24 protein-coding genes are annotated in these 24,592 nt (G+C 66.1%); 21 read left to right on the top strand and 3 right to left on the bottom strand.

The features are described from left to right. Window positions 1-48: 48 nt before the first annotated feature. Window positions 49-1,044: a tripartite tricarboxylate transporter substrate binding protein gene (locus H4P35_RS09955; RefSeq protein WP_108696745.1), complete on the bottom strand. Its 996-nt coding sequence runs from the start codon at window positions 1,042-1,044 to the stop codon at window positions 49-51. Window positions 1,045-1,266: 222 nt separating this feature from the next. Here H4P35_RS09955 and H4P35_RS09950 point away from each other — a divergent pair, with 222 nt between their 5' ends. Together H4P35_RS09950 and H4P35_RS09945 are read left to right on the top strand one after the other, a co-directional pair. Then, window positions 1,267-3,042: an IlvD/Edd family dehydratase gene (locus H4P35_RS09950; protein WP_062840811.1), complete on the top strand. Its 1,776-nt coding sequence runs from the start codon at window positions 1,267-1,269 to the stop codon at window positions 3,040-3,042. Window positions 3,043-3,058: 16 nt separating this feature from the next. Then, the gene (locus tag H4P35_RS09945; protein ID WP_226848841.1) at window positions 3,059-3,775 is read left to right on the top strand and encodes a GntR family transcriptional regulator; all 717 of its coding nucleotides are present in this window, start codon (window positions 3,059-3,061) and stop codon (window positions 3,773-3,775) included. Between the two features lie 47 nt (window positions 3,776-3,822). Here the strand turns inward: H4P35_RS09945 and H4P35_RS09940 are convergent, their stop codons facing one another. Beyond that, window positions 3,823-4,752: a LysR substrate-binding domain-containing protein gene (locus H4P35_RS09940; RefSeq protein WP_226848837.1), complete on the bottom strand. Its 930-nt coding sequence runs from the start codon at window positions 4,750-4,752 to the stop codon at window positions 3,823-3,825. Between the two features lie 116 nt (window positions 4,753-4,868). Between H4P35_RS09940 and H4P35_RS09935 the strand changes: the two genes are divergently transcribed. From H4P35_RS09935 to H4P35_RS09890, 10 genes are all read left to right on the top strand, one after another. Beyond that, window positions 4,869-6,149 (top strand): amidase, encoded by a 1,281-nt coding sequence (locus H4P35_RS09935; RefSeq protein ID WP_226848833.1) that lies wholly within the window; start codon window positions 4,869-4,871, stop codon window positions 6,147-6,149. A 38-nt stretch (window positions 6,150-6,187) separates the two neighbouring features. Continuing rightward, window positions 6,188-7,354: an ABC transporter substrate-binding protein gene (locus H4P35_RS09930; protein ID WP_226848831.1), complete on the top strand. Its 1,167-nt coding sequence runs from the start codon at window positions 6,188-6,190 to the stop codon at window positions 7,352-7,354. Between the two features lie 25 nt (window positions 7,355-7,379). Further along, entirely contained in the window at window positions 7,380-8,249 is an 870-nt protein-coding gene (locus H4P35_RS09925) for a branched-chain amino acid ABC transporter permease (RefSeq protein WP_226848828.1), read from the top strand. Window positions 8,250-8,262: 13 nt separating this feature from the next. Next, window positions 8,263-9,249, top strand: coding sequence for a branched-chain amino acid ABC transporter permease (locus H4P35_RS09920; protein ID WP_226848826.1), 987 nt, complete (start codon window positions 8,263-8,265; stop codon window positions 9,247-9,249). Continuing rightward, window positions 9,246-10,028, top strand: a complete 783-nt coding sequence (locus tag H4P35_RS09915) for an ABC transporter ATP-binding protein (protein ID WP_056316228.1) — start codon at window positions 9,246-9,248, stop codon at window positions 10,026-10,028. The genes H4P35_RS09920 and H4P35_RS09915 overlap by 4 nt, the downstream gene beginning before the upstream one ends. Continuing rightward, window positions 10,006-10,716 carry an ABC transporter ATP-binding protein gene (locus H4P35_RS09910; RefSeq protein ID WP_056316225.1) on the top strand — a complete coding sequence of 237 codons (711 nt, stop codon included), beginning with the start codon at window positions 10,006-10,008 and terminating at the stop codon, window positions 10,714-10,716. Before H4P35_RS09915 ends, H4P35_RS09910 begins: the two co-directional genes overlap by 23 nt. Before the next feature lie 14 nt (window positions 10,717-10,730). Further along, complete coding sequence (locus H4P35_RS09905; RefSeq protein ID WP_226848823.1) at window positions 10,731-11,627, top strand: polysaccharide deacetylase family protein; 897 nt, start codon at window positions 10,731-10,733, stop codon at window positions 11,625-11,627. A gap of 233 nt (window positions 11,628-11,860) precedes the next feature. Beyond that, window positions 11,861-12,382 (top strand): sigma-70 family RNA polymerase sigma factor, encoded by a 522-nt coding sequence (locus H4P35_RS09900; RefSeq protein WP_175236134.1) that lies wholly within the window; start codon window positions 11,861-11,863, stop codon window positions 12,380-12,382. 8 nt (window positions 12,383-12,390) lie between these two features. Beyond that, window positions 12,391-13,443, top strand: a complete 1,053-nt coding sequence (locus H4P35_RS09895) for a FecR family protein (protein WP_226848821.1) — start codon at window positions 12,391-12,393, stop codon at window positions 13,441-13,443. A gap of 70 nt (window positions 13,444-13,513) precedes the next feature. Next, window positions 13,514-15,949 (top strand): TonB-dependent receptor, encoded by a 2,436-nt coding sequence (locus H4P35_RS09890; RefSeq protein ID WP_226848818.1) that lies wholly within the window; start codon window positions 13,514-13,516, stop codon window positions 15,947-15,949. 87 nt (window positions 15,950-16,036) lie between these two features. On the opposite strand, the gene H4P35_RS09885 is transcribed toward H4P35_RS09890, so the two are convergent. Beyond that, on the bottom strand, window positions 16,037-16,945 hold the full coding sequence (locus H4P35_RS09885; RefSeq protein WP_062840807.1) for a LysR family transcriptional regulator: 909 nt from the start codon (window positions 16,943-16,945) through the stop codon (window positions 16,037-16,039). 123 nt (window positions 16,946-17,068) lie between these two features. Between H4P35_RS09885 and H4P35_RS09880 the strand changes: the two genes are divergently transcribed. The 9 genes from H4P35_RS09880 (at window position 17,069) to ccmB (ending at window position 24,585) form a co-directional block, all read left to right on the top strand. Further along, a complete protein-coding gene (locus H4P35_RS09880; RefSeq protein WP_142049371.1) occupies window positions 17,069-18,031 on the top strand; it encodes a 3-hydroxyacyl-CoA dehydrogenase family protein in 963 nt (320 codons plus the stop codon). Continuing rightward, a complete protein-coding gene (locus H4P35_RS09875; RefSeq protein WP_226848814.1) occupies window positions 18,028-18,888 on the top strand; it encodes a 3-keto-5-aminohexanoate cleavage protein in 861 nt (286 codons plus the stop codon). The genes H4P35_RS09880 and H4P35_RS09875 overlap by 4 nt, the downstream gene beginning before the upstream one ends. A gap of 267 nt (window positions 18,889-19,155) precedes the next feature. Then, window positions 19,156-19,314, top strand: a complete 159-nt coding sequence (gene napE, locus H4P35_RS09870) for a periplasmic nitrate reductase, NapE protein (protein ID WP_056316205.1) — start codon at window positions 19,156-19,158, stop codon at window positions 19,312-19,314. Next, window positions 19,314-19,655 (top strand): chaperone NapD, encoded by a 342-nt coding sequence (locus H4P35_RS09865; RefSeq protein WP_056316202.1) that lies wholly within the window; start codon window positions 19,314-19,316, stop codon window positions 19,653-19,655. The genes napE and H4P35_RS09865 overlap by 1 nt, the downstream gene beginning before the upstream one ends. Then, window positions 19,639-22,134, top strand: coding sequence for a periplasmic nitrate reductase subunit alpha (gene napA / locus H4P35_RS09860; protein WP_056316199.1), 2,496 nt, complete (start codon window positions 19,639-19,641; stop codon window positions 22,132-22,134). The genes H4P35_RS09865 and napA overlap by 17 nt, the downstream gene beginning before the upstream one ends. An 18-nt stretch (window positions 22,135-22,152) precedes the next feature. Beyond that, the gene (locus H4P35_RS09855; protein WP_062841791.1) at window positions 22,153-22,629 is read left to right on the top strand and encodes a nitrate reductase cytochrome c-type subunit; all 477 of its coding nucleotides are present in this window, start codon (window positions 22,153-22,155) and stop codon (window positions 22,627-22,629) included. 16 nt (window positions 22,630-22,645) lie between these two features. After that, window positions 22,646-23,284 carry a cytochrome c3 family protein gene (locus H4P35_RS09850; RefSeq protein ID WP_056316193.1) on the top strand — a complete coding sequence of 213 codons (639 nt, stop codon included), beginning with the start codon at window positions 22,646-22,648 and terminating at the stop codon, window positions 23,282-23,284. Then, complete coding sequence (gene ccmA, locus H4P35_RS09845) at window positions 23,271-23,954, top strand: heme ABC exporter ATP-binding protein CcmA (RefSeq protein ID WP_226848812.1); 684 nt, start codon at window positions 23,271-23,273, stop codon at window positions 23,952-23,954. Before H4P35_RS09850 ends, ccmA begins: the two co-directional genes overlap by 14 nt. Further along, a complete protein-coding gene (ccmB, locus tag H4P35_RS09840; RefSeq protein ID WP_063954707.1) occupies window positions 23,920-24,585 on the top strand; it encodes a heme exporter protein CcmB in 666 nt (221 codons plus the stop codon). Before ccmA ends, ccmB begins: the two co-directional genes overlap by 35 nt. Window positions 24,586-24,592: the final 7 nt, after the last annotated feature.

Below are 24,592 nucleotides of genomic sequence, written 5' to 3'. Positions count from 1 at the left end.
TTCCGGCGTATGGCGGAGATGGCGCGCAAGGCGCCGGCGCTAATGGGCTTATTCGCCCTTCACGCCCGCCTCGTCGATCACCTTGGTCCAGCGCGCCACTTCGGCCGACACGCGCGCGCCAGCGTCGGCGGGCGTGGTCCACGTGGCGATCGCGCCCTGGTTCAGCAGCGACGCCTTCACCTCGGGCTTGGCCAGGATCTTCTTGAGCTCGGCATTCAGGCGTTCGATGACCGGCGCCGGCGTGTTGGCCGGGGCCACGATGCCGAACATCGAGCTGACCTCGAAGTCCTTCAGGCCGGCTTCGGCGGCCGTGGGCACGTCTGGCAGCGCATCGACGCGTTGCGGCGAGGTCACCGCCAAAGCGCGCAGCTTGCCGGCCTTGATGTTCGCCTGCGCGGCAGGCACTGTCTCGATCATGCTCAGCACCTGACCGCCCATCAGGTCGGTCATGGCCGGGCCGCTGCCCTTGTAAGGCACGTGCAGGATGTCGGCGCCCGCCGCGCGCTTGAACATTTCACCAGCCAGATGCTGGGGCGAGCCATTGCCGGCCGAGGCCATGGTCACAAAGCCGGGCTTGGACTTGGCCAGCGCGATGAATTCGGGCAGCGTCTTGGCCTGCACCGACGGGTTGACCACGAACACCAGCGGCACGGTGCCGACGATGGACACCGGCGCGAAGCTCTTTTCCACGTCGTACGTGACGCGGCCGCGGTACAGCGCGGCATTGATGGAGTGGCTGGTCAGCGCACCCATCAGCAGCGTGTAGCCGTCGGGCTGGGCCTTGGCGACCTGATCCGCGCCGATGTTGCCGGCAGCGCCCGCGCGGTTCTCCACCACCACGGTCTGGCCCAGCGCGCCCGTCAATTCCTGCGCAAGCACGCGGCCGATCACGTCGGTGGCGCCCCCGGGCGGGTAAGGCACGATCATGCGGATGGGCTTGTCCGGATAGGCGTCGGCGGCATGCGCCGGGGCGGAAACGCCGGCGCAAAGGGCCAGCAGGGAAAACAGCACGGCGCGGCGCGGCCGCAGACGCAGGTCTGACATAGGGTCTCTCCAAGCCGGGATGGGTATAGGAATGAACGGACGCCCGGTTCGTCAACCGCGCCAGTGTAGGGGGCCGTGCTTGATTGAAGAATCGCCATTTTTCTATCGACTGATCTTCATTTCAGATCAATAGAAGGCATGTGCACAAACCGCTTGCGAGCGTTGCAAGGGGCTGGATATGATGTCGCCGCAGGATTATCAATAATATTATCGGGACTGAAAATGACGGACGAGACCAAGGGCGGCAAGCCCGGCAAGGGCCCCTTCGACAGCGACAGCGCCACGGCGCAAGGCGTCGCCCGCGGGCTGACCAATTACGGCGACAAGGGTTTTTCGCTGTTCCTGCGCAAGGCCTTCATCAAGGGCGCCGGCCTGTCGGACGACGCCCTGGCGCGTCCCATCATCGGTATCGTCAACACCGGCAGCAGCTACAACCCCTGCCACGGCAACGCCCCGCAGCTCATCGAGGCCGTCAAGCGCGGCGTCATGCTGGCCGGCGGCCTGCCGATGGACTTTCCCACCATCTCGGTGCACGAAAGCTTCTCGCAGCCCACCAGCATGTACCTGCGCAACCTCATGTCCATGGACACCGAGGAGATGATCCGCGCGCAGCCGATGGACGCCGTCGTGCTGATCGGCGGCTGCGACAAAACCGTGCCAGCGCAACTGATGGGTGCCGCCTCGGCAGGCGTACCCGCCATCCAGCTGGTCACCGGGTCCATGCTGACCGGCTCGCACCGCGGCGAGCGCGTGGGCGCATGCACCGACTGCCGCCGCTACTGGGGCCGCTACCGCGCCGAGGAAATCGACGCCGTCGAGATCGCCGACGTGAACAACCAGCTCGTCGCCAGCGTGGGCACCTGTTCCGTCATGGGCACGGCCAGCACGATGGCCTGCATTACCGAAGCGCTGGGCATGATGGTGACCGGCGGCGCCTCGGCCCCGGCCGTCACCGCCGACCGCGTGCGCGTGGCCGAGCACACCGGCGCCACCGCCGTCGCCATGGCGGCTTCGCGCCTGACCCCGGACCGCATCCTGACCGGCAAGTCCATCGAAAACGCGCTGCGCGTGCTGCTCGCCATCGGCGGGTCGACCAACGGCATCGTCCATCTGACCGCCATCGCAGGCCGCCTGGGCATCGACATCGACCTGGCCGGCCTGGACCGCATCAGCCGCGAGACGCCCGTGCTGGTCGACCTGAAGCCGTCGGGCCAGCACTACATGGAAGACTTCCACGACGCGGGCGGCATGCCCGCCCTGCTGCGCGAGCTGCGCCCCTTCCTGCATCTGGACGTGCTCACCGTGTCCGGCCGCACGCTGGGCGAAGAACTGGACGACGCCCCCCCGCCCTTCAAGCAGGACGTCATCCGCACGGCCGCCGCGCCCATCTATCCGGTGGGCGGCCTGGCGGTGCTGCGCGGCAATCTGGCGCCCGGCGGCGCCATCATCAAGCAGTCGGCGGCCAATCCCCAACTGATGGAGCACGAAGGCCGCGCGGTGGTGTTCGAAGACGCCGAGGACATGGCGCGCCGCATCGACGACGACGCGCTGGACGTGACCGCCGACGACATCCTGGTGCTCAAGCGCATCGGCCCCACTGGCGCGCCAGGCATGCCCGAAGCCGGCTACATGCCGATCCCGAAAAAGCTGGCGCGCGCCGGCGTCAAGGACATGGTCCGGATCTCGGACGGCCGCATGAGCGGCACCGCGGCCGGCACCATCGTGCTGCACGTGACGCCGGAATCCGCCATCGGCGGTCCGCTGGCCTATGTGCAGAACGGCGACCGCATCCGCCTGTCGGTGGCCCGGCGCGAAATCGCGCTGCTGGTCGACGACGCCGAGCTGGCGCGCCGCGCCGCCGCCCAACCCATCACGCGGCCGGCAGCCGACCGCGGCTACCGCAAGCTCTTCCTGCAGTCCGTGACGCAGGCCGACCAAGGCGTCGACTTCGACTTCCTGCGCGCCGGCGTCACGCACGACACGGTGCCCAAGAAGTAAACCTGCCCTCATCGCCATGAACGCCATCACGCCCGCCGCCTTGCAGGAACCCGCCCCCGACGCCGTACAGGCGGCGGTGGCCGCGCTGGAGGAAGACATCGTCTTCGGCCGGCTGCATCCGCGCGAACGCCTGACCGAGGACGAGCTGATGGCGCGCTTTGACATGAAGCGGCACGCGGTGCGCCAGGTGCTGGTCGACCTGGAGCTTCTGGGCGTGGTCGAGAAAAAGCGCAACATCGGCGCGGTGGTGCGCGCGTTCTCGGTGCGCGAGGTCATGGAGCTGTACGCCTTGCGCGAGGTGCTGGAAGTGCACGCCGCCCGCCAGATGCCGCTGCCCGTGCCCGAAGCGCGGCTGGCCGCGCTGGTGGCGGTGCAGCGCGAGCACGACGCGGCGGTGGCGGCGGGCGACGCGCGCCGCGTGTTCCGCAGCAACCAGCACTTTCACCGTGAATTCGTCGGCCTGCTGGACAACGCCGTGCTGGGGCAGGCCATCGAGGAATACGCGCGCCGCACCCACCCGATCCGCTTCGGCTCGCTGGTGACAGCCGGCCACCGCGAACGGGCGCGGCAGGAACACTGGACGATGATCCAGGCGCTGCGGGACGGCAATCGCGACGCGCTGATGGCCGTGTGCCGCGACCACCTGATTCCGTCGCGCGATGCCTATCTGGCCTCGCAACAGGCGTATGCGCAGACACAGGGCGCATACCTGCCGCCTTCCGCTGCGATCTGACCGCTCGCTGGTGATGGCTTACTTCTCAACGCATCCATCAATCGCGGTCACTTCGTTTTAGCCTCGGAACCGGCGGACAAGCCCTTCTTGGATCCGCGCAGAATCCGGGCGAAGGCCTCTGCCGTGGGGTTGACGTTATCGGGGCGACGAGCACAGTAAAGGTCCACATCGAAGGCATTTTGCTGCCCCGTCAGCGGCCGGTATTCGACGCCGTTAATGCGCAGCGTCGCCGCCGATTCCGGCACCAGGGCCACCCCCATTCCGCCTTCCACCAGCGCCAGCAAGGTCGGCAGAACACTCTCGTACACGATATGCGGCCGCACATTGTGATCCCGGAACAATCGCGTCTGCACGGCATTGAAGTACGACGAGGCCTCACGTTTAAAGCCGACCACATCCTGACCGTCAAGACGCGCCATCGGCACGCGTTCATAACGTGTCAGCGGATGTCCCGGCGGCAAGGCCAGGATCATCTTCTCGCGGTGCACCCGCTCAAACACCAGATCGGGCTCGACCGCGCGCGGCAAACGGCGAAAGATCGCCAGGTCGATGGTATTGGCCATCAACTGTTCCGTCAGCTCGCTAGTTAGCGCATTTTCCAGCACCAATTCGACGTCCGGATACTCCGCGCGGTACTTCGCCAGCACACGCGGCAAGACCTGATAAGCCGCGGTGCTGACAAAACCCACCGCCAGCCGCCCGGCATCCCCGCTGCCGGCACGCCGCGCCGCATGCACGGCGGCCTCATCCTCGTCGAGCAAACGCCGCGCGCGCAGCAAGAGCACTTCGCCCGCCTTGGTCAACTTGACGGACCGGGTGGACCGCACGAACAGCTCGGTGCCGACCTGGGCCTCGAATTGGCGTATCAACTGGCTAAGCGGCGGCTGGCTGAGATTGAGCCTGACTGCCGCCCGGCCAAAGTGCAGCTCTTCGGCCACCACCACAAACGCACGCAGCGCGCGTGAAACCAAGGACATGGTTTACCCCGAACATTAGGTCAGTTTTCATCTTAATTGCTGTTTTTTATTGTATTAGACATACCAATTGGCCAACCATAAAGTTCTCAGTGACGTAGCCCACAACGGATCTCACTGTGAAGCCTTTGAATCAATGGACGGCCTGCGACATGGCCGCCGCCATCGCCCGCGGCGACACCACCCCCGAAGCGGTGGCGCGGGCCTGCCTGGACCGTATCGCCGAGCGCAACGACGAAATACAGGCCTTTGTGGCGCATGACCCCGAGCGCGTCCTGGCGGAAGCCCGGCGTGTCACGCCGCTGGCCGGCGCGCCGTTGCGTGGCGTGCCGTTTGCCGCCAAGGACATCTTCGACTCGGCGGACTATCCAACCGAGTATGGCTCCCCCATCTATCAAGGCCATCGCCCGTCCACCGACGCCAGCTGCATCGCCATGGCCCGCCATCATGGCGCGATGCTTCTGGGCAAAGTCGCCACCGGCGAATTTGCCACGCAAACGCCCAGCCGCGCCGCCAATCCGCTGCGCGTGAGCCATACGCCTGGCGGTTCCTCAAGCGGTTCTGCGGCCGCAGTCGCGGATGGGATGGTGCCGGTTGCCTTCGGCACTCAGACCACCGCCTCCATTGTCCGGCCCGCCATTTACTGCGGCGTCGTGGGCTTCAAGCCCAGCTTCGGCCTGATCGCCTCAGCGGGCATGAAGGCCTTGAGCCCCTCGCAAGACACGGTCGGGGTGATTGTTCGCGATGTGGCCGACGCGGCGTTCTTCACCCTGGGCCTGCATGCCGCGCGCGACGTCATGGCCGCGACGGGCGCACGCCCGCGCGTGGGGCTCTGCCTGTCGCGCCAATGGGACTATGCGCAAGCGGCAACACTGGGCGCCATCGAGCGCGCCGCCGCCGCATTGCAGCGCCAGGGCTGCACGGTTGAACGCTTCTGGCTGCCGGACGAGTTCGAAGCGCTGGAAGCGCTTCAGCTGCGCATCTTTGCCTTCGAGGCTCGCCTGTCCCTGGCGCAGGAACGTCTCCAACACGCAGATCGCCTGAGCCCGCGCCTGGCTGCCCGGCTCAGCACCGAAATCGGCCTGGACGAGTACACCCTCATGCTGCAACAGGCCGCGCGGCTGCGCGCCCGTGCGCGCCGGCTGTTCAACGATTACGACGTGCTGCTGTATCCCGCCGCCGAAGGCGAAGCAGAAGCCGGCCACCAGTCTGCCGGCTCGCCCCGATATGGCGCGATCTGGACCTTGCTGCATTTGCCCTGCATCTCCTTTCCGCTGGAGATCGGCCCGGGCGGCCTGCCAGTGGGCGCGCAGCTCATTGGCCCCTATGGCCAGGACACGCGCCTGCTCGCCGCCGCCCGCTTTGTGACCGAGGCGCTGCAACCGCCGCCTGCCTCGTGAATCCAGTCAACCGCAGTACGACTACAAGGGGAATACCAATGAACGCAAAACATATCCTGGCCACACTGGCCTTGAGTGCATTGAGCCTGGGCGCCCACGCCCAGGAGACACTGAAGATCGGCGGTATCGGGCCACTGTCGGGTGGAGGCACCGCGTGGGGCCTGGCGGTGCAGCGCGGCGTGCAGATGGCGATCGACGAAGTCAACGCGCAAGGCGGCCTCAAGGTGGGCGGCAAGACCTATAAGCCCGAATTGCTGATGTATGACGACAAGTACAGCGCCACCGGTGGGCGCACGGCCGCCGAACGGCTGGTCAATTACGACAAGGTCAAGTTCATCGTCGGGCCCATCGGCACGCCGTCGGTCATGGCGGCAGTTCCCATCGTCAATCAGGGCCGCGTCATCATGCTGTCCAATGGCTATGCGCCGGACATCCTCAAGCAAAACGGCAAGGACGGCTACAACTTCCGCACCATGAACAGCAATGTCGAGTTCGGCCCGGCCATGGTGAAGTGGCTGAAGGAGAACCGTCCGGAAGCCAGGAAAGTGGCCCTGATCGTGCCCAATGACGCCACCGGGCAAGTCGTGATGCCCACGCTGGGCCAGGCCTATAAAGACGCCGGCTACAGCGTGTGGTCGGAAGGCTATGAGCGCGGCTCCAAAGAATTCACGCCGCTCTTGATGCGCATGATGGCCCAGGATGCCGATGTGCTGGACCTGAATTTGAACGCGCCAGGCGAGGCCGGCCTGCTGGTCAAACAGGCTCGCCAGATCGGCTACAAGGGCATCATCTGGCAGGTGGGCGGCCCTGGCATCGATGAGGTCGCCGATATCGCCGGCCCCCTGGCCGAGGGCTTCATGTCCTATGACGTGTTCGACTTCAACGAACCCGCCGCCAGGAAGTTCGTCGAAAACTACAAAAAGCGCTGGAGCGGCGTCATCAATGCCCAGACGCCCGGCTGGTACAACTCGGCGCGGATTCTCTTCAAGGCCATCGAAGAAGCGGGAACGGTCAGCGACACCGATAAGGTACGCAAGGCGATGGAGAGCATCAGCGGCTTTGACGCCGGCATTTACGGCCCGGTGGTCTGGGGCGGCGAACGCGCTTATGGCGTCAACCATCAATTGCTGAACAAGTTCTGGATCACCGAGATCAAGAACGGCAAGCCGCATGCCCTGACTTCCCTGGTTCCGGTCAAGGAATAAGCCCGTCCCGTTTCGAGGAATGCTCATGTTCTCCGCACCTGTGCTGATGCAGGTGCTGATCAATGGCTTGAGCCTGAGTGCGATCTATGTGCTGATCGCGCTCGGCTTCACGCTGTTGTTCGGCATCATGAAAGTCGTCAACTTCGCGCATGGCAGTTTCGCCATGCTGGGCGGCTACGCCCTGTTCTACTACTTCGGCGAATTGAAGCTGCCATACGTGGTCGCCATCGTGCTGGCGGCACTGACAGTCGCCTCGCTAAGCCTGATCCTGGAATGGCTGGTGTACCGCCGTTTCTATCAAAAGATGTTCCAGAGCATGATTGGCCTGCTGGGATTGGACATCGCCATTGTCTACACCAGCGTGCTGGTCTGGGACGTCTATGAGCGTTCGGTGCCCGCAGCGCTCGACACCATGGCGCAACTGGGCCCGGTCATGATTCCCGCCGACAAGCTGATGGTGATAGGCATCGCGATCGCCGTACTGCTGGCGTTCTGGGCCTTCATGAGCAGCAGCCGCTACGGCCTGGCGGTGCGCGCCTCGGCCGAAGACATCGAGATCGCCGAAGCGCAGGGGGTGAACACGCGCCGCATCTACCAGCTGGCATTCTTTCTGGCCGTCTTCATGACCGCCATCGCGGGGGCCATCTACGCCCAGACCTATGCACTCTCGCCCTTCATGGGAGAGCGGCCTTTGATGGTTGCCTTCATCGTGGTCATTCTGGGCGGCATGGGCAGCATCCCCGGCGCGGCGCTCGGCGGTGTGATTTTCGGCTTTGCCGAGAGTTTCCTCGCCACGTTTTACGGCTCGGCCACCTCGACCTTTGTTTCCTTTGCGGTCGTCATCGCCCTGCTGGTGATACGCCCCTGGGGCCTGCTGGGCAAACCCGAACACTGAAGGACGCGCACTCATGACTCAACTATCCATGCCCCTGGCGCGACCCGTACGGCCCCGGCGCTCGCGCGGCCTGGCAGCCGGTCTGGCCGGCCTGCTGGTGCTGGCGCTGCTGGCCCTGGCGCCCCAGGTGTTCGACAACGCCTTCCTGCTCGCCATCGGCGCGCTGATTCTGCTCAACATCATCGGCGCCTTGAGCCTGCACCTCATCATCCGAACCGGCCATATTTCGCTATCGCACGCAGGCTTTATCGGCATCGGGGCCTATGGCTGCGCGCTGGCCGTCACGAAACTGCAACTGCCGCCCGCCATGGGCCTGGCCGTGGGTACTGCCGCAGCCGGCTTGCTCGCCCTGCTGGTCGGCCCGGTGCTACTGCGCCTGACCGGCAAGTATTTTGTGCTGGTGACCTTCTTGCTGGGCGAGATCATCCGTCTGGTGCTGGTCGAATGGGAAAGCCTGACGGGCGGCGCCAACGGCCTGTCCAATCTGCCACCGCTCAACCCGGCCTGGAGTTCACCGCTGGCCCAGTACTACGTGTCCCTGGTCGCGGCGGCGCTATGCACCCTGCTGTGCGTGCGGTTGCTGATGTCGGAAACCGGCCGCGCCATCGATGCCGTGCGTGAGGCGCCGCGTCTGACCGAATGCGCGGGCGTGCGCGTGTTGCCGCTCAAGGTCGGCATTTTCGTGCTGGGCTGCGCGCTGGCGGGTCTACAAGGCGGGCTGCTGGCGTTCTTCATGCGGTATATCGACCCGACCACGTTCGGCATGGTCGATTCGCTCAATCTGGTCGTGATGAATGTGCTGGGGGGCATGTATAACGCCATCGGCCCCATTATCGGCGCCGTCTTTCTGGTTGCCCTGCCCGAATTGCTGCGCGGCTATGTCGAAGTCCAGCGCATTCTGTTCGGCATCGCCCTTATCGTCGTGATGGCCGCCTTCCCTTCGGGCTTGGCAGGTCTGTTCAGCTGGCTGGCCACGCGCCGCCGTGGAGGCCAGGCATGAAAACCTTGCTTGAGGTGCAAGACATCGGTCGCAGCTTCGGCGGTCTGAAAGCGGTCGATGGCGTGAGTTTCGAAGTCTATGCTGGCGAAATTCTTGGCGTCATCGGCCCCAACGGCGCGGGCAAGACCACATTGGTCAACCTGATCAGCGGCGTCATCATGCCCTCACGCGGCACGGTCGTCTTCGATGGCGAAAAAGTGACCGGCTGGGCGCCCTCCAGACTCAGCGGACGCGGGCTGGTGCGCACCTTTCAATCCACAGCCGTCTACAGCGCAGCCAGCGTGCGCGAAAACCTGGTGCGCGGCAGTTATCTGCTGCGCTATCCCGGCGCGCTGCCGGCGCTGTTCGGCATGGGCAGCAGCAGCCAGCGCCGGGCCGAGTCCGACGCGCTGGTCGAACAATTGCTCAGCAGCATGAATCTGCGCGCCGTGGCCGATGCCAGCGCCGGCAGTCTGCCCTACGGCTTACAGAAGATCCTCGGCATTGCCATTGCACTGGCAGCTCGGCCTCGGCTATTGATGCTGGATGAACCCGTTGCCGGCCTTAGCGCCGAGGAAACCGACCAGGTGCGCAAGGTCATCCAGCAAGTGCGCGAATCCGGGGTCACCGTCATGGTGATCGATCACAACATGCGCTTTATCGCCGGCCTGTGCGACCGCCTGCTGGTGGTTGCCGCCGGCCAGGAATTGACCCGAGGCAAACCGGCCGACGTGCTGCGCGACAGCCGGGTTGTCGAAGCTTATCTGGGGACGAGAAATGTCACTGCTGGAATTGCGTGATCTGGAAGTACGTTATGGCCAGGTGGTCGGCACGCGCCGGTTGTCGCTGACCATCGCCGCGGGTGAAACTGTTGCGCTCATCGGCGCCAACGGCGCCGGCAAAAGCAGCACTTTGCGCGCCATTTCCGGCCTGGCGCGGCAATATCAGGGCGAAATTCTCTGGGAAGGCCGCAGCATCAAGACACTGCCGGCCTCGGAAGTGGTCAAGCTGGGCATTGGGTTCTCGCCGGAGGGACGGCGCGTGTTTCCGTCGCTGACGGTGGCCGAAAACCTGAAGATGGGCGCGTTCGGCCGGGGCCGTGAACGCGCCACGCAGCGCATGACCGAGATCTACGGCTATTTCCCGCGCCTGAAGGAACGCGCCCGCCAGGCTGCGGGTAGCCTGTCCGGTGGCGAACAGCAAATGCTGGCCATCGGCCGTGCGCTGATGAGCGGACCAAGATTGTTCCTTCTGGATGAGCCCTCTTTGGGGCTGGCGCCTATTGTCGTCGAGCGCATTGGCGACATTCTGCTCGAGATCCAGGCTCGCGAAGGCCTGAGCTTTGTGCTGGCGGAACAGAACGCCAACTGGGCGATGCGCGTCGCCAGCCGGACCGCCATTCTGCAATTGGGCGAGAAAGTCTATGACGACGCTTCTGATGCCCTGCTCGAAGACCCCAAGGTACAGACTGCCTTTCTAGGCGTTTAACACAGGACACCATCATGCTTCTTCCGTATCACGACCGCTATCCCTATAGCGCGATTCCAGAACGCAGCAACTACAACTGGCCGCAAGGCAAACGCCTGGCGGTTTACCTGGGCCTGAACATCGAGCATTTCGCCTTCGGCGCCGGCCGGGGACACAATCTTGGCGCCGAGCTGCCGCAGCCGGATGTACGCGCGTTCGCCTGGCGAGATTATGGGAACCGGGTCGGCGTCTGGCGCCTGCTGGATCTGTTCGATGAGCTTGAGCTGCCGGCCGCCCATTTGCTCAACACCGTGGTCTTTGACTACGCGCCGCAGATCGCCGAACGCCTGCTTGCGCGTGGCGATGAGATCATCGGCCATGGCCGGACCAATGCCGAAGCCCAAGGGCATCTCTGGCCGGCCGACGAACGCCGCCTGCTGCTGGAGGTGCGCGATGCCATCAAGACGCACACCGGCCAGGATGTTCGCGGCTGGATGGGACCATGGATGTCGCAAAGCCACCAGACACCGGAACTGCTGGTGGAAACCGGCTACAAATTCGTCATGGATTGGCCGGCCGACGACCAACCGGTATGGATGAGCACGCAACAAGGCCCGTTGATGTCCGTGCCCTATCCGCTGGAGATCAATGACTCGCCGCAGATGCTGGTGCGCCGCCATTCCGCCGTGGAATTTGAACAGATGATCATCGATCAGTTCGACGAAATGCTGGCGCAATCGGCCAGGCAGCCTCTGGTCTGCGGCATCGCGCTGCACACCATGATCGTCGGCCAGCCTTACCGCCTGCGGGCCTTGCGCCGTGCGCTGAAGTACATCGTCGAACACCCCGAGCGCGACAAGATCTGGTTCACCCGGCCGGGCGCCATCTACGACCACTGCGCGGCGCTCGGCGCCGGCACCATGCCGCAATAGTCCAGTGCCCCACCGGTTCTGAAACCGATTCCGCCACTCGGTTTCAGAACCACCTATCCGGCCGCTCATATCTGACGCCTGCCGGCAACGCCCGGCCGCGCGCGCCCGGCAACAATTTGACAAGCCCTGCCCGGAATCGGTAATAATAACAATTACTATTTCCCGTAATTCGCATGAGCAGTTGTCCCGCCTCCGACTGCGAGGCGCCGGCGGCTTGATCAAAAGGTTGGATCTTGAGTACGCCGGGATGCGCCTTCCCCTCCTCCATCGAAACGCTTTATAGCGATCACCACTCCTGGCTGAGAGGATGGTTGCGCCGCCGCCTGGGCAACGCCGATCAGGCCGAAGACCTGGCGCACGACACCTTCATCCGCCTGCTTAGCAGCGACCGGATTCCGGCCACGCTCACCGAGCCGCGCGCGTTCCTTACCACCGTCGCCCAGCACCTGGTGTCCAACCACTGGCGCCGCGAGAAACTGGAGCGCGCCTATCTGGAGGCGCTGGCCCAGGCGCCTCAGGCGGTGCACTGGTCGCCCGAGGACCGGGCCATCGTGCTGGAAACGCTGCTGGAGCTGGACCGTCTGCTGGACGGGCTGCCCGCCATCGTGCGGCAGGCATTCCTGCTGTCGCAGCTGGACGGGCACACGCACGCCCAGGTGGCTGACGCGCTGGGCATCTCGGTCCCCACGGTCAAGCGCTATCTCGTCAAGGCCTTGCAGCGCTGCTGCTTCGCCGATCTGTCCTTTACCGGATGAGCCGCCGCATGTCCGCCTCGCCCTGGTACGGCGCTACCCGCGATGCGGCTGCCGTGTCGCCCGCCGTCGCGCAACGCGCGCTGGAATGGCTGGTGCAATTGCAAGACGACCCCGTCGCGCCGGAAACGGTGCGGGCATGGACCTCCTGGCGCGCCGCGCACCCCGACCACGAGCGCGCGTGGCTGCGCATCGAATCCGTGCAAGGCCGCCTGCAGCCGTTGGCTGGTCCCGGACACTCGGCCATCGCGCAGGCTGCGCTGGCGGCCCCCGCCTGCGCCCAGCGCCGGCGCGCGTTGAAGGCCGTGAGCGTCCTCGCGGTCACCAGCGGCGCGGCCTGGGGCGTCGGGCAGAGCACCCCGTGGCGCACTTGGACGTCAGACCATCGCACCGCCATCGGCGAACACCGCAGCCTGACGCTGCCGGACGGAACCCGTGTGGTGCTGAACACCGACAGCGCCATCGACGTGCGCTACAGCGCGGGTTTGCGGCGCGTGGCGCTCATCGCGGGCGAAATCCTGATCACCACCGCCCAAGAGACAGGCGTACCCCACCGGCCCTTTCTTGTCGAGACCGCGCACGGCACCGCGCGCGCGCTGGGCACCGAATACGCCGTGCGGCTGCTGGACACCTCGACCGAGGTCAGCGTGTTCGAAGGCGCGGTCCAAATCCGCCCGCGCGACGACGCCGCGCACGGACTGACGTTGCAGGCGGGACTGCGCGCCCATTACTCGTCGCATGGCGTCGCGCAACCGGCCGCCGCCGAGACCAACCAGATCGCCTGGAAGGACGGCTTCATCGTGGCGCGCGGCATGCGCCTGGCCGATTTCATTGCCGAACTAGGCCGCTATTGCCGCGATACGCTGAGTTGCGATCCCGCGGTGGCGGACCGGCTGCTGTCCGGATCCTTTCCCGTCAACAACGTGGACAAGGTGCTGGCCGCGCTCAGCGCCACGCTGGACATCCGCGTGGAAACCGAGACGCGGCGCTGGCGCGGCCGCCGCCTGCACCTCATTGCCGGCCCCGACACGGCGCGTCCGTCACCGCTGTTACAAAAAAGCTGATCCGTTTTTCGATCCGAAGGGTCAAGGAGGGTGAGCACACAGCAACCTCACCTCTCTGAAAGGCCAGTTCATGAATCACGTCCGGGCGCCCAAGCGCCAGTCCTCCCGCTTCCTGCGCCGCGCAGCCACGGCGCGTCTGGCGGGCCGCATCGCCACCGCCACGCTGCTCGCGGCCCCCGCACTGGCCGTCCCCACCGCTGCCCACGCGCAGGCAGCCGCCACGCGCAGCTACGACATTCCCGCGGGAACGCTTGAGGATGCGCTGGGCCGCTTCGGGCGTGAAGCCGGCATCGTGCTGTCGTTCCGGCCCGACGTGACGGCTGGCCTGCAAAGCAACGGACTGCGTGGCGCCTACGGCGTGCGCGGCGGGCTGGACGCCCTGCTGGCCGGCACCGGCATCCGCGTGCTGCCGCAGTCCAATGGCAGCTATGTGCTGGACCGCCCTGCCGGCGCGGGCATCGCCACGACGCAACTGCCCGCCGTGACGGTGACGGCTTCGGCCGCCGATCCCACCCTGCCCGCGCCCTTTGCAGGCGGCCAGGTGGCGCGCGGCGGCGGCCTGGGCGTGCTGGGCACGGGCGATGTCATGGACGTGCCGTTCAGCACCACCAACTACACCGCGCAGATGATTGAGAACCAGCAGGCCCGCACGCTGGCCGACATCGTCATCAGCGAGTCCTCGGTGCGCACCACCACGTCCAGCGGCGGCTTCTCCGATGAATTCCAGATCCGCGGCTTTTCCGTCGCGGCAGGCGACGTGGGCCTGAACGGCCTGTACGGCCTGGCGTCCGCCAGCCGCATGCCCGCAGCCATGATGGAGCGCGTCGAAGTCCTGAAGGGCCCCGGTACGCTGATGAACGGCATCGGCCCCAGCGGCAGCATCGGCGGCGGCATCAACATCGTCACCAAGCGCGCCGGCGACGAACCCCTGACCCGCCTGACCACCACCTACCAGAGCAAATCGCAACTGGGCGGCCAGCTCGACATGGGCCGGCGCTTTGGCGAGAACAACGAATGGGGCATCCGCGTCAACGGCGTCTACAGCAACGGCGACACCAACATCGACGACGGCAAGCAGGAGCAAGGCGTGGGCGCGCTGGCGCTCGACTACCGCGGCACGAAGCTGCGCTGGTCGCTGGACGCCTACACCCAGCATGAAGACATCGACAATTTCCGTCCCCAGATCGGCTTCCAGTCGAACGTGACCTCGCTGCCGTCGCCGCCGTCCGGCCACCGCAACTTCTATCCCGGCACCAAGCTCAAGCTGAACGACTCGACCGTGGCCACCCGCCTCGAGTACGACATCAACGACCACCTGATGGTCTACGGCGCCACCGGCTACCGCTACGGCACCGCCGAGCAGACCTTCCCGTCCGGCCCCGCCGATGCGCTAGGCAATTTCACGGTATCCAACGCCTATTACGACTCGTATTCGCGCACCTGGACGGGCGACGTCGGCCTGCGCGCCCGCTTCGACACCTGGGGCGTCGGCCACACCGTCACCCTGTCGGCCACGCGCCTGGACCAGGAGTCCGGCAACGCCTACGTCACGTCCTCGGGCCCGGGCGTGCCGTCCAGCATCTACCGCCCCGCGCCGCTGCCCCCGGTCACGGCCTACCGTGGCGCGCCGCAAAAGGCGTCCAAGACCGAGTTGACCAGCTACACGCTGACCGACACCCTGTCCTTCGCCGACGACACCCTGCTGATCACCGGCGGCCTGCGCAACCAGCGCGTCGCGCTGGACAACTATTCCACCGCCACCGGCGCGCGCCTGAACGCCTATGACGAAAGCGCGATCTCCCCGGTCGCGGGCATCGTGTTCAAGCCGATTTCCAACGTCTCGCTGTATGGCAACTTCACCTCCGGTCTGACCCGCGGCGGCATCGCCCCCGCCACGGCCGCCAACGCCGGCCAGGTGTTTGCGCCCTACAAATCCAAGCAATACGAAGCGGGCGTGAAGGTCGACTGGGGCAAGATCATCACCAGCGCCTCGGTGTTCCAGATCACGCGCCCCAACTCGATGACCGATCCCGACACGCGGATCTACAGCTTCGACGGGGAACAGCGCAACCGCGGCCTGGAGTTGTCGGCCTTCGGCGAAGCCATGCCCGGCCTGCGCATGATGGCCAGCGCCACGTTCTACGACGCCACCCTCAAGCGCACTGCGGGCGGCGTGAACGACGGCAACGAGGCCAACGGCGTGCCGAAGAACACCTTCAACCTGGGCGTGGACTGGGACACCCCCTGGGTGCGCGGCCTGAGCCTGAACGCCCGCGTGATCCACACCTCGTCGATGTACTTCAACGCGGCCAACACCCTGACCCTGCCCTCGTGGACCCGCTACGACATCGGCGCGCGCTACAACACCGAGATCCTGGGCCGCTCCGTGGTGTTCCGCGCGAATATCGAAAACCTGTTCAACAAGGACTTCTGGCTGGCCAGCGGCTCGTACGCGACGGTGGCCGCGCCGCGCACGTTCTTGTTGTCGGCGCAGATTGATTTTTGATCCGTACGCCTGCAAGGATTCGCGGCCCCCGCGCCGCGAATCTGCTGCCTGCCGCAAAGCCGGCCTCCGCAACGAGGCCGGCTTTTTTCATCGCGGCTGCGCCGCCACGTACTCCCGCAACGTCTGCACCAGCGCCACGGCAGCCGGCGACAGGCTGCGGTTGCGCGCCGTCACCAACCCAATCGAGCGCTCGGCCACCGGCGCCGTCAGGCGGCGCTGCACGATGCCGGTCTGCGCCACCGCGCCGGCGGCGATCTCTGGCAGCGCGGCCACGCCGAAGCCGCATTCCACCATGGCCACGATGGTGGTCAGGTGCTCGGCCTCGAAGGCGGGCGCAAAGCGGATGCGGTTCTGCAGGAAGGCCCATTCCGTGTATTGGCGCACGCTGCTCGGGTGGACCATGGACACATGTTCCGCGCCGGCCGTGTCGGCCCAGCGCAGCGGACCCTTTGCGCGCGCAAGCGGATGCGCCTCGGGGATCAGCAGGATGAAGCTGTCGGACATCAGCGGCACGTAGTGCAGGTCGGCGTGCTGCGGGTCGGCGGCGGTCAGGGCAAAATCCACTTCACCCGCGCGCACCAGATCGAAGGCCGGGCCAGACAGCGTGTCGCGCACTTTCAGCGCGACATGCGGGTGCGCCTGGCGATAGGTCATCAGCACGCGCGGCAGCAGCCGCGCCGCCAGCGACGGCAGCGCGGCGACCGACACCTGGCCCTCTTCCGCGCTGGAAATGCCGCTCACGGCGGCGATTGCGTCGCGAAACGCCGCCTGCAGGGTCGCGGCCTGCTGCAGAAAGACCTCGCCCGCGGCCGTCAGCCGCACGGTGCGCGTCGTGCGGTCGAACAGGCGCACGCCCAGCGCCTCCTCGATCCGCTGGATCTGCGTGGATAACGCCGACTGCGACAGATGCAGCTGCCCGGCGGCCTGCCGGAAATTGAGCGTGCGGCCCAGCACCAGCGTGGTGTCGATGTCGCGCATCGAGAGATTGATCTGCATGGTTTGTCCCCGGACGTTATTGATCTGATTGGTCGATCATTCTATTCAAAAATTCTGATTCATCAATCAACCGCACTTCTCTACACTCGCCTCCAGACGGGTTTCCAGAATCAGGAGAACAGCATGCAGAAGGACGCGAAGGCGCTGCCCAATCCGGGCGCGGCGCATGCGGTGGTGGTGGGCGGCGGCACGATGGGCGCGGATGTGGCCGTCGTGCTGACGCGCGCGGCTTGCCGCACGACGGTGATCGAATCGAATGCCGAGCGCGCGGCCGGCGTGCCGGCGCGGGTGGCGGAAAACTTGAAGGTTATCGGGCGCGAGGCGAACGCGACGCTGCTGGCCACCGCGCCGTCGCTGGACGCGGTGGATTGGTCCACCGTGGATCTGGTCATCGAGTGCATCCCCGAGCGGCTGGACATCAAGCAGGCCCTGTTTGCGGACCTGGCGCGGCGCACGCGGCCGGACGCCATCCTGGCCAGCAACAGTTCCAGCTTTCCGATCAGTGCGATCAGCCAGGGGCTGGATACGCGCGGCCGCATGCTGGGCCTGCACTTTTTCATGCCCGCGCACCTGGTGCCGCTGGTGGAAGTGGTGCTGGGCGAGGCCAGCGACGAGGCCTGCGCCGACACGCTGATCGCGTTCATGCGGCGTTGCGGCAGCGTGCCGGTCAAGGTGAAGCAGGATCTGCCCGGATTTCTGGCCAACCGCCTGCAGCACGCCCTGTCGCGCGAAGCCTTTGACCTCATCGACCGCGGCATCGCGTCGCCCGAGGACGTGGACGCCGCCGTGCGCTTCGGCTTCGGCTTCCGGTTCCTGGCGGCTGGCCCCGTCATGCAGCGCGACCACGCCGGCATCGACGTTCACGCGGCGGCCGGCGCCACGATGTATCCCACCTTCTGCAACGCCGACCACCCGGCGCGCTGCCTGACCGAACGCGCCGCCGACGGGCGCCACGGCATGAAGGCCGGCGAAGGCTTCCATGTCTGGACGCCCGAGACCATCGCCGCCGAACGCGCGCGCTACGACAGGCTGCTGCGCGCGGGCCTGGACCTGATTGCGCCCGAACTGCCGGAGATCCAGCCATGAGCGCCCCGGCCCCCGCCCTGCCGCGCGCCGCGCTGGCCGACTCGCCCGTCATCATCACCGTCGCGCCCAATGGCGCCTACAAGAAGGCCGCCGACCACCCTGCCGTGCCGTTGACCGCGCAGGCCCTGGCCAGCGAGGCCCGGGCTTGCCTGGACGCCGGCGCCGCCATGATGCACATGCACGTGCGCAAGCCCGACGGCAGCCACCTGCTGGATGCCCAGGCCTATCGCGACGCGCTTGCCGCGGTGCACAAGGCAGTCGGCGACGAACTGCTGGTGCAGGTGACCAGCGAAGCGGCGGGCGTGTACCAGGCCGCGGAACAGATCGCGATGGTGCGCGAATTGCAGCCCGAAGCCGTCTCCATCGGCCTGCGCGAAATTGCCGTGCCGGGCATATCCGAAGCGGAACTGGCCGCCTTCCTGGCGTGGCTGGCCGAGCGCCGCATCATGACGCAGATCATCCTGTACGACGAGGCCGACGTGCGCCGCTGGCTGTCGCTGCGCACGCGCGGGCTCGTGCCGCCCGGCGCGTGGTCGGTGCTGTTCGTGCTGGGGCGCTACAGCGCCGGGCAGACGTCGTCGGCGTACGACCTGCTGCCCTTTCTGGCCGCCTGCGATCATTCGCTGCCGTGGGCCATCTGCGCCTTTGGCCCCGAGGAAAACGCCTGCGTCACGACGGCTGCCGCGTTTGGCGGTCACATGCGCGTGGGGTTTGAAAACAACCTGAAGCTGCGCGACGGGACGATCGCCCCGGACAACGCGGCATTGGTGGCGCAGGCCGCGCAAGGCGCGCGGGCATTGGGCCGGCCGCTGGCGACGGCGGCGGACGCCCGGCGCATTTACGGTGCGATCGGCTGACGCAGCCGCGGGCCGCGTCGCGGTCGCCTGACGCGGCGGCGGGCGGCGCCGCGGTCGGCCCACGTGGCCGCACGCGGCATCGCGGGTATCTGCATTGGCATCTGCACGGACTGTCTTTGCCGTCATCGCAGCGTAAACAGTCCGCGGTACCTTCTCGAATATTTCGCTGTGTTGCAACATTGACGCGGCGCAAACTCATCTGCTACAAACTTTCGCATCAGTACGTTTGACGCAATACCCCTACAAGTTTTTGCAGCGAGGTGGTGTGTGCAAGACGAATCCGATGGCTACACAAAAGCCCAGGAATTCCGAAGTTTCCTGTTCCTGGCGGCAGTCATGGCTCCGGTGCTGGCAGTAGTCATCGTGGCCGGGTACGGTTTTGCGGTCTGGATCTACCAGATGTTTGCAGGCCCCCCGGGAAGCTGATGACAAGCGCCCTCCCCCCTTCCCCCGACAATCGGCCCGCCCCCGCGTCCTGTAGCGCGGCGCCCGAGCTGCACATCGCCAGCATGGTGGTGCATGCCGCCCCGCGCCGGCTGGCCGATGTTCGCGGCGCGATCCTTGCGATCGACGGCGGCGAAATCCACGGCGCTTCCGAGACCGGCAAGCTGGTGGTCACGCTGGAAGCCCCCTCTACCGAAGACATGCTTGCGCGCATCGCGCAGATCCAGCGGCTGGATGGCGTGCTGGCGTCGGCGCTGGTGTATCAGCATTCCGACACGCTTGCCGCGATGAATGAGGAGATTGACGATGTCCATGGCTCGTAGAGAGTTCATCAAGCAATCTGCCGCCGCCGCTGCCGCCACGGTAGCCGGCATCCCCATCGTGGGCTACACGCAGAACATCGTGACCGAATCGGAAGCCGCCAAGCTGAAGTGGTCGAAGGCGCCCTGTCGGTTCTGCGGGACCGGCTGCGGCGTGAACGTCGCGGTGAAGGACAACCAGGTCGTGGCGACGCACGGCGACTTCAACGCGGAAGTCAATCGCGGCCTGAACTGCGTCAAGGGCTATTTCCTGTCCAAGATCATGTACGGCAATGACCGGCTGACGTCGCCGCTGTTGCGCATGAAGGACGGCAAGTACGCCAAGGATGGCGAACTTGCCCCGGTCTCGTGGGACCAGGCGTTTGACGTCATGGCCGAACAGTTCAAGCGCGTGCTCAAGGACAAAGGCCCCGAAGCCGTCGGCATGTTCGGCTCGGGCCAATGGACCATCTGGGAAGGCTACGCCGCGCTCAAGCTGATGAAAGCGGGGTTCCGCACCAACAACCTCGATCCGAACGCGCGCCACTGCATGGCGTCGGCGGCGGTGGGCTTCATCCGCACCTTTGGCGCCGACGAGCCCATGGGCTGTTATGACGACATTGAAAGCGCCGACGCCTTCGTGCTGTGGGGCGCCAACATGGCCGAAATGCACCCCATCCTGTGGACGCGGGTGACCGACAGGCGGCTGAGCAAGCCCAATACCAAGGTGGTGGTGCTGTCCACCTTCGAGAACCGGTCGTATGAGCTGGCCGACGTGTCGCTGACGTTCACGCCGCAGACCGACCTGGCGATCCTGAACTACATCGCCAACCACATCATCAAGACCAAGCGCGTCAACCGCGAGTTCGTCGACGAGCACACCCGGTTCCTGGAGGGCAATACCGACATCGGTTATGGCCTGCGTCCGGAGCACCCGCTGCAAAAGGCCGCCAAGAACGCCAACAATGCCGGCGGGTCGCGCCCGATCACCTTCGATGAGTACGCGAAGTTCGTCTCCAAGTACGACCTGGAATACACCGCCAAGCTGACCGGTGTGCCGGCGCGGAATCTGGAAGCGCTGGCCGAGCTGTACGCCGACCCGAAGATCCGCGTCATGTCGTTCTGGACCATGGGCTTTAACCAGCACACCCGCGGCGTGTGGGCGAACAACCTGGTCTACAACATCCATTTGCTGACGGGCAAGATCTCCACCCCGGGGAACAGCCCGTTTTCGCTGACGGGCCAGCCGTCGGCCTGTGGCACGGCGCGCGAGGTGGGCACGTTCTCGCACCGCCTGCCCGCGGATCTGGTCGTGACCAACCCCAAGCACCGTGCGCGCGCCGAAGAAGTCTGGGGGCTGCCCGACGGCACCATCCCCGAAAAGGTTGGCGCCCACGCGGTCTTGCAGAACCGGATGTTGAAGGACGGCACCATCAACGCCTACTGGGTGATGGTCAACAACAACATGCAGGCCGCGGCCAACATGTTGAACGAAGGCTACCCCGGCTACCGTAACCCCGCCAATTTCATCGTGGTGTCCGACGCCTACCCGACGGTGACGACAATCTCGGCGGATCTGGTTCTGCCCACCGCGATGTGGGTCGAGAAGGAAGGCGCCTACGGCAACGCCGAGCGGCGCACGCAGTTCTGGCATCAGTTGGTCAACGCGCCCAGCGGCGCGCGGTCGGATCTGTGGCAATTGATGGAGTTCTCCAAGCGCTTCACCACCGACGAGGTCTGGCCCGCGGACCTGCTGGCCAAAAAGCCCGAACTTCGAGGCAAGACGCTTTTTCAGGTGCTGTTCGAGAACGGCAAGGTCAACAAGTTTCCGAACACGGAGCTGGACCCGGAGTACGCCAACGACGAGGCCAAGGCGTTCGGCTTCTACGTGCAGAAGGGGCTCTTCGAGGAATACGCCGAGTTCGGCCGCGGCCATGGCCACGACCTGGCGCCCTTTGACACCTATCACCAGGTGCGCGGGCTGCGCTGGCCCGTCGTGGACGGGGTCGAGACACGCTGGCGGTACCGCGAGAAGGCGGACCCGTACGTGAAGGTCGGCTCCGGCTTCAATTTTTATGGCAACCCGGACGGCAAGGCCAACATCTATGCCCTGCCCTACGAGCCGCCACCCGAGGTGCCGGACGAGGAATATCCCTTCTGGCTGTCCACCGGCCGCGTGCTGGAGCACTGGCACTCCGGCTCGATGACGCGGCGCGTGCCGGAGTTGTATCGCGCCTTCCCCGACGCGGTCTGCTTCATGCACCCGGATGACGCGCAGGCCATGGGGCTGCGGCGCGGCGTACTGGTGGAGATCGCGTCGCGGCGCGGCAAGATGCAGACCCGTGTGGAGACGCGCGGGCGCAACAAGCCGCCGCGCGGCCTGGTGTTCGTGCCCTGGTTCGACGCCGGCCAACTGATCAACAAGGTCACGCTCGACGCCACCGATCCGATCTCGTTCCAGACCGACTTCAAGAAGTGCGCGGTCAAGATCACCAAGGCTTGACGGCCGACGGAGACGCTCATGAACATTCGCGCCACTTCGATCGCCATCGTCTTTCTGATCGGTTCCAACGCGTGGGCCGCGCCGCCCGACCCGATGGTCGATCCGATGCGGGGGCCGACGCCGCTGACCGAATCGGCCACGCCGCCCCTGATGCCCCCGGTTGAAAACCGCGACGTGCGGCGCATGCGCACGTACTCGATGCAGCCGCCGACCATTCCGCACAAGATCGACGGCTACCAGATCGACAAGAACTTCAACCGCTGCCTGGCCTGTCACGCCCGCGTCAACACCGAGCAGACGCAGGCGGTGCCGCTGAGCGTGACGCACTACATGGACCGTGACAGCAACGTGCTGGCCGAAGTGTCGCCGCGCCGCTACTTCTGTCTGCAGTGCCACGTTCCACAGACGGAGGCCAAGCCGCTGGTCCCCAACAACTTCCAGGACATCGACGTGATCCTCAAGCGCCTCTCCGCCCCGGCGCCCGACAAGAAGTGAGGGACAGGAGCCCGTCATGGTCAAGCTCATCAAGCGTTACTGGAACATCATCCGCCGGCCCAGCGTGCACTTCAGCCTGGGCTTTCTGACCGTGGGCGGATTCATCGGCGGCATCCTGTTCTGGGGCGCGTTCAACACCGCCATGGAGCTGACGAACACCGAGAAGTTCTGCACCGGCTGCCATGAAATGCGTGACAACGTGTACGCCGAATTGAAGGGCACGATCCACTTCACCAACCGCTCGGGCGTGCGGGCGCTGTGCTCGGACTGCCACGTGCCGCACAACTGGACCGACAAGATCGCCCGCAAGATGCAGGCGTCCAAGGAAGTCTGGGGCAAGATCTTCGGCACCATCGACACGCGCGAGAAGTTCGTGGACAAGCGGCTGGAGCTGGCGCAGCACGAGTGGGCGCGTTTCAAGGCCAACGATTCGCTGGAATGCCGCAACTGCCACAACTACGAGTACATGGATTTCACCCGCCAGAGCGTGCGCGCGCAAAACATGCACTCGACCTACCTGGCGGACCGATCCAAGACCTGCATCGACTGCCACAAGGGCATCGCCCACACGCTGCCGCACATACCGCCTGGCCAGACCTCTGAAGCGACGCCGCCGGCCAGGGCGTCCAAAGAGGTCGCCAATGCGGCCCGCTGACGCGCCGCTGCCGATGCTGAGCGCGCGCGGCCTGGTCAGCCGGCGCGGCACGCCCGAAGGGTCCGCGCCGCTGGATTTCGACTTGTATGCCGGTCAGCTTCTGCATGTGCAGGGCGCCAACGGCAGCGGCAAGACCAGTCTGCTGCGGATGCTGGCGGGCCTATTGCGGCCGCTGGACGGCGCCATCACCGGCCGGGACGGCGATATCCGCCGCGATCCGGCGGCGCACTTTGCGCGCACGGCCTACCTGGGACACGGCAATGGCCTGTCGGGCGACCTGACCGCATTGGAAAACCTGCGCTGTGCGCTGCACGTGGCAGGCACGCCGCAGGGCGACGACGCGATCGCCGCCTGCCTGCAGACGTGGCGACTGGGCGGCTGCCTGCACACGCCGGCCGCCCGCCTGTCGCAAGGCCAGGGCCGCCGGCTGGCGCTGGCCGGCGTGGTGCTGGGCGCCAAGCCGCTGTGGCTGCTGGACGAACCCGACGCCGGCCTGGACGCGGCCAGCCTGGACCAGTTGGGCGCGGCGCTTGCCGCCCATCTGGCGGCGGGCGGCGCGGCCGTCGTCGCCTCGCATCGCGGCCCGGCAACCCCTGCCAAACACACCCAAACCCTGAACATGGATGACTACGCGGATGCTGGCAACGTTGTCTCAGTTGGCGCTGCGTGAAGTCCGGCTGGCCTGGCGTCGACCGGCCGACACGCTGGGCGCGACGCTGTTCTTCATCGTCACGGGGTCGCTATTCCCGCTGGCGGTGGGACCCGATCCCGTGCTGCTCCTGGCAATCGGGCCCGGCGTGCTGTGGGTCTGCGCGCTTTTGGGCATCCTGCTCAGCCTCAATCGCCCATTTGCGCAGGACTACGACAACGGCGCGCTGGAGCAGCTGCTGGTGTCGCCGCATCCGCTGCCCATGCTGGTGGGCGTGAAGCTGGGCGCGCATTGGTTCAGCACCTGCGTGCCGCTGATTCTTGCCAGCCCGGTGCTGGCGTTGCAATTCGGCCTGCCGCCGCACGCCATCGGCATCCTGGTGCTGTCCCTGCTGCTGGGCACGCCGACGCTGGCGCTGGTGGGCGGCCTGGGCGCGGCGCTGACGCTGGGACTGCGCGGCGGCGCGCTGCTGCCGCTCCTGGTGCTGCCGCTGTATGTGCCGGTGCTGATCTTTGGCGCGGGCGCCGTGTCGGCCACGCACGCCGGGCTGGGCGCGGGGCCGCAGCTGTCGCTGCTGGGCGCGGGCCTTTGCCTGGCGATCCTGCTCTGCCCCTGGGGCGCATCGGCGGCGCTGCGCGTGGCGCTGGACTGAGGTTATC

This window comes from Achromobacter sp. 77, assembly GCF_020541125.1.
In the GTDB taxonomy this organism is placed as follows: Bacteria; Pseudomonadota; Gammaproteobacteria; order Burkholderiales; family Burkholderiaceae_B; genus Achromobacter; species Achromobacter mucicolens.
The sequence above is the reverse complement of the archived record's forward strand: the minus strand, read 5'-3'. Positions and strand labels throughout refer to the sequence as shown.

What these genes read in the sequence shown, in the direction of transcription:
- H4P35_RS09955 (WP_108696745.1), bottom strand. Translation starts at nt 1,044, where the DNA reads ATGTCAGACCTGCGTCTGCGGCCGCGCCGCGCCGTGCTGTTTTCCCTG.
- H4P35_RS09950 (WP_062840811.1), top strand. Translation starts at nt 1,267, where the DNA reads ATGACGGACGAGACCAAGGGCGGCAAGCCCGGCAAGGGCCCCTTCGAC.
- H4P35_RS09945 (WP_226848841.1), top strand. Translation starts at nt 3,059, where the DNA reads ATGAACGCCATCACGCCCGCCGCCTTGCAGGAACCCGCCCCCGACGCC.
- H4P35_RS09940 (WP_226848837.1), bottom strand. Translation starts at nt 4,752, where the DNA reads ATGTCCTTGGTTTCACGCGCGCTGCGTGCGTTTGTGGTGGTGGCCGAA.
- H4P35_RS09930 (WP_226848831.1), top strand. Translation starts at nt 6,188, where the DNA reads ATGAACGCAAAACATATCCTGGCCACACTGGCCTTGAGTGCATTGAGC.
- H4P35_RS09925 (WP_226848828.1), top strand. Translation starts at nt 7,380, where the DNA reads ATGTTCTCCGCACCTGTGCTGATGCAGGTGCTGATCAATGGCTTGAGC.
- H4P35_RS09920 (WP_226848826.1), top strand. Translation starts at nt 8,263, where the DNA reads ATGACTCAACTATCCATGCCCCTGGCGCGACCCGTACGGCCCCGGCGC.
- H4P35_RS09915 (WP_056316228.1), top strand. Translation starts at nt 9,246, where the DNA reads ATGAAAACCTTGCTTGAGGTGCAAGACATCGGTCGCAGCTTCGGCGGT.
- H4P35_RS09910 (WP_056316225.1), top strand. Translation starts at nt 10,006, where the DNA reads ATGTCACTGCTGGAATTGCGTGATCTGGAAGTACGTTATGGCCAGGTG.
- H4P35_RS09905 (WP_226848823.1), top strand. Translation starts at nt 10,731, where the DNA reads ATGCTTCTTCCGTATCACGACCGCTATCCCTATAGCGCGATTCCAGAA.
- H4P35_RS09895 (WP_226848821.1), top strand. Translation starts at nt 12,391, where the DNA reads ATGTCCGCCTCGCCCTGGTACGGCGCTACCCGCGATGCGGCTGCCGTG.
- H4P35_RS09890 (WP_226848818.1), top strand. Translation starts at nt 13,514, where the DNA reads ATGAATCACGTCCGGGCGCCCAAGCGCCAGTCCTCCCGCTTCCTGCGC.
- H4P35_RS09885 (WP_062840807.1), bottom strand. Translation starts at nt 16,945, where the DNA reads ATGCAGATCAATCTCTCGATGCGCGACATCGACACCACGCTGGTGCTG.
- H4P35_RS09880 (WP_142049371.1), top strand. Translation starts at nt 17,069, where the DNA reads ATGCAGAAGGACGCGAAGGCGCTGCCCAATCCGGGCGCGGCGCATGCG.
- H4P35_RS09875 (WP_226848814.1), top strand. Translation starts at nt 18,028, where the DNA reads ATGAGCGCCCCGGCCCCCGCCCTGCCGCGCGCCGCGCTGGCCGACTCG.
- H4P35_RS09865 (WP_056316202.1), top strand. Translation starts at nt 19,314, where the DNA reads ATGACAAGCGCCCTCCCCCCTTCCCCCGACAATCGGCCCGCCCCCGCG.
- napA (WP_056316199.1), top strand. Translation starts at nt 19,639, where the DNA reads ATGTCCATGGCTCGTAGAGAGTTCATCAAGCAATCTGCCGCCGCCGCT.
- H4P35_RS09855 (WP_062841791.1), top strand. Translation starts at nt 22,153, where the DNA reads ATGAACATTCGCGCCACTTCGATCGCCATCGTCTTTCTGATCGGTTCC.
- H4P35_RS09850 (WP_056316193.1), top strand. Translation starts at nt 22,646, where the DNA reads ATGGTCAAGCTCATCAAGCGTTACTGGAACATCATCCGCCGGCCCAGC.
- ccmA (WP_226848812.1), top strand. Translation starts at nt 23,271, where the DNA reads ATGCGGCCCGCTGACGCGCCGCTGCCGATGCTGAGCGCGCGCGGCCTG.
- ccmB (WP_063954707.1), top strand. Translation starts at nt 23,920, where the DNA reads ATGCTGGCAACGTTGTCTCAGTTGGCGCTGCGTGAAGTCCGGCTGGCC.